The sequence below is a fragment of the Cecembia sp. genome, from assembly GCF_007126775.1.
GTDB lineage: Bacteria > Bacteroidota > Bacteroidia > Cytophagales > Cyclobacteriaceae > Cecembia.
On sequence record NZ_SLAP01000251.1, the window covers coordinates 1 to 2,857 of the forward strand.

At 42.0% G+C, this 2,857-nt stretch carries 3 protein-coding genes; 1 reads left to right on the forward strand and 2 read right to left on the reverse strand.

Going from position 1 to position 2,857, the window contains the following annotated elements:
• Positions 1-272 (reverse strand): DEAD/DEAH box helicase (locus tag QZT73_RS16660; protein ID WP_291789368.1); only part of this gene is annotated, 272 nt, incomplete at its 3' end.
• Positions 273-1,586: 1,314 nt separating this feature from the next.
• Between QZT73_RS16660 and QZT73_RS16665 the strand changes: the two genes are divergently transcribed.
• Positions 1,587-2,267 carry a hypothetical protein gene (locus QZT73_RS16665; protein WP_291777648.1) on the forward strand — a complete coding sequence of 227 codons (681 nt, stop codon included), beginning with the start codon at positions 1,587-1,589 and terminating at the stop codon, positions 2,265-2,267.
• Positions 2,268-2,516: 249 nt separating this feature from the next.
• Here QZT73_RS16665 and QZT73_RS16670 read toward each other — a convergent pair.
• A partial coding sequence (locus QZT73_RS16670) for an energy transducer TonB (RefSeq protein ID WP_291789370.1) occupies positions 2,517-2,857 on the reverse strand: 341 nt, incomplete at its 5' end.

A 2,857-nucleotide genomic window follows, 5' to 3' on the forward strand; every position in this document is an offset into this window, starting at 1 on the left:
CTAAAACCTGTTTTCAGGGATTTGAAAACCTGCTCGATCTGTAAGGCCAATTCCCTTGAGGGAACGATGATCAGAGCCTGAATACTTCTGGAAGTGGGATCCAGGTTTTTGAATAAGGGAAACAAAAAAGCCAGGGTTTTACCGGAACCTGTTGGCGCCAGTAACATGATATTGGGGTTTTCTACTGTTGCCTCGATAAATGCCCGCTGCATATCGTTGAACCCTGCTATTTCCAGACTGCTCAAAAACTGTTGTTCCAAATCTTTATCCATTTTGCTAAAATAGTTGAAATAAAGTTGAAATACTGCTGACGCGAAATATTGTAGAAATGGTAAGAGAGATATTGGTAGATGTTTTTTTAAATGTAAAATGCAGAATGAAGAGTGATGAATGAAGAATGGATTGGAGCTTTGAGGGTTGACGGGATCGGTGTTTGAGGAGAAAGAATTTTTTGGATTACACCGAGAGACACAGAGTAGACACTGAGATACACGGAGGTAGAATCAAGGGAAAAGGGAAAAGTCGGATTTCGGAAGGCGGATTTCGGAAGTGAAACATTAAGGAGTTAAGGTTTTTAAGGGGGTATGAACGTTAAGAAAATGTCCAGTGGATATTTTTAGTGAGGGGCCAGGGTGTAGGGTAGGAATAATAAGAGCCAAGAGCCAAGTAAAAAGTAGAGTTCAATTTACACAAGGGCTGCTATTGTCAAAGGCCTCAACTTGTCATTTCTACGAAGAAGAAATCTAAAAAATGATGGACTTGCTGTGCTTCTCGGAATTTACAATTTCTTGAAGCGATACCGCGGATTTTCAATCCGCAAATGACTGTCCACTCCTGCCTGCTGCAGGCAGGAATTACACGGATGTACACAAATTCTTTGGGTTTGGTGCTTTTGTGGGATCTCAAATGGGTAAATCAGATCACCGGCACCATGGGAAATTGAATTAGCGCAAGGCTTTCAAATTTTCACTAATGATCTTCTTCGTATAATGTGCAAGAATAGGGCCGAGGGCCCTTGATAGCAAAGGATAGGGTGATGCCCTATCCCAAGTGAACATGTATCGTCTCCCAAGCCGACCGGGGCTGAAAGCCACAGATATCTTAAATATTACCGCTTTATATATTCTATATTGGAAAAAAAGCTTCGCTTTTTTAGTATTTAACCACAGATGAATGATGATGAACACACCTGCCAGACGCAGGCTGGGATAAAACGCTTCGCTTTTTGGCCTACTTGGAATTTACAATTTCCTGATGCGATACCGCGGATTTTCAATCCGCAAAAAAGGATATTAACCACACCTGCCAGCTGCAATGATGAACAGTCCCGTCTCCTTGCAGTCAGCAGGCAGGGATTAACGCAGTTGAACGCTGGAAAAAAAGCCCAATGCTATCTGATAGGCAGGAATTTCTAAGGGTAGAAACAATCCCAAAGGGATTGATTACCTTCAGATTATTTACCCCAGATGAAATCCGTTGGATTGGAAACTCCGGAAATTCAGTTTCACCAAAAATTCAAACTATCGTATTTAAAATAGGTTGGATTATTTGTAACTTCGTTTTACTATATTTTAACCTTTACATTTATGAAAAGAACGCTACTCTTGATCATTTTTATGATTCAATTTTCCATCCTGGTACAGGCCCAGAAAGAAGTCAGCCTATTTCCCAAAACTTATTGGAGCTCTGGAGGGGAATGGATATTCTCCGGTGGTACGGTAGATGGTTACAACAATGTGGTCCGATGGGCCCCTGTGATCAACATACAGAATATTCTGAACTTTGATCAAAGCACAAACTTTGGCTGGTTTACCGGTCTCAACCTTAGGAATGTGGGTTTTATTTTTGATGAATCCCCATCCATCAGAAAAAAAGTAAGGACCTACAACCTTGGCGTCCCTATCGGTGTCAAAATCGGAGACCTTAACCGGCAGTTTTTCTTTGCCGGGTATGAACTCGAATGGGCATTCAACTATAGGGAAAGAACTTTTAGGGATGAAAGAAGAGTTGACCGATTCAATGTCTGGTTCAGTGACCGGGTCAATTTGTGGCAAAGTTCCTTTTTTGCGGGGATGACACTGCCCGGAGGTACGAGCATCAAGGTAAAGTACTACCCGACGGAATTTTTCAACAGGAGTTTTACAGCCACGGATCCGGATACCGGTGCCAGTTTTAGACCTTATGAAAATTTTCAGGCCAATGTGTTTTATGTTTCTTTGAGTTTTAATGTATTCAAAGCAGGTAAATTGTCCTTAGGGGATAATTGATCTTAAAATTGGTAAAAAAACTCCTCCATCAGGAAAGTGTCAATAGCACAGCTAGACAAATCCAAACTAATACTAATCTCCCCAAGGTGCTTTGCCAAAAAAATGCGTCGTATCCTGGAAAAACAAGGATTACAAATCCTAGGAATCAGGGTTCGGGATTGTAAATTCCGAACCCTGATAAAAAAAGCTCATGAAGCAAAACACAAAAAGGCAGGATTTAACCCCACCTCTTTGTGCAAGTAGTCCAGATCAACTTAATTTAAACCTGATTGGAAGCCGCACTTTGACTGCAACTTCTTGGTCTCTTTGCTTTCCAGGGATCCAGTCAGGGGATTGGCGGATGACACGTAGTGCTTCTTCGTCACAGCCGCCACCTATGCCCTTAAGAATTTCAGGATTGGTTACCCTGCCATCAGGTTGGACTACAAAAACCACAAAAACGGTACCCTCTATCCCAGCTTCTTTGGCTTTGTCCGGATAATGCAAGGTGCTGGAGAGGAATCTGCTCCATTCTTCCATTCCTCCTTTGAATTGGGGTGCTTCTTCCACTACATCAAAAACTTCATTAGCTGCGGCAATTTGTGCAGGGA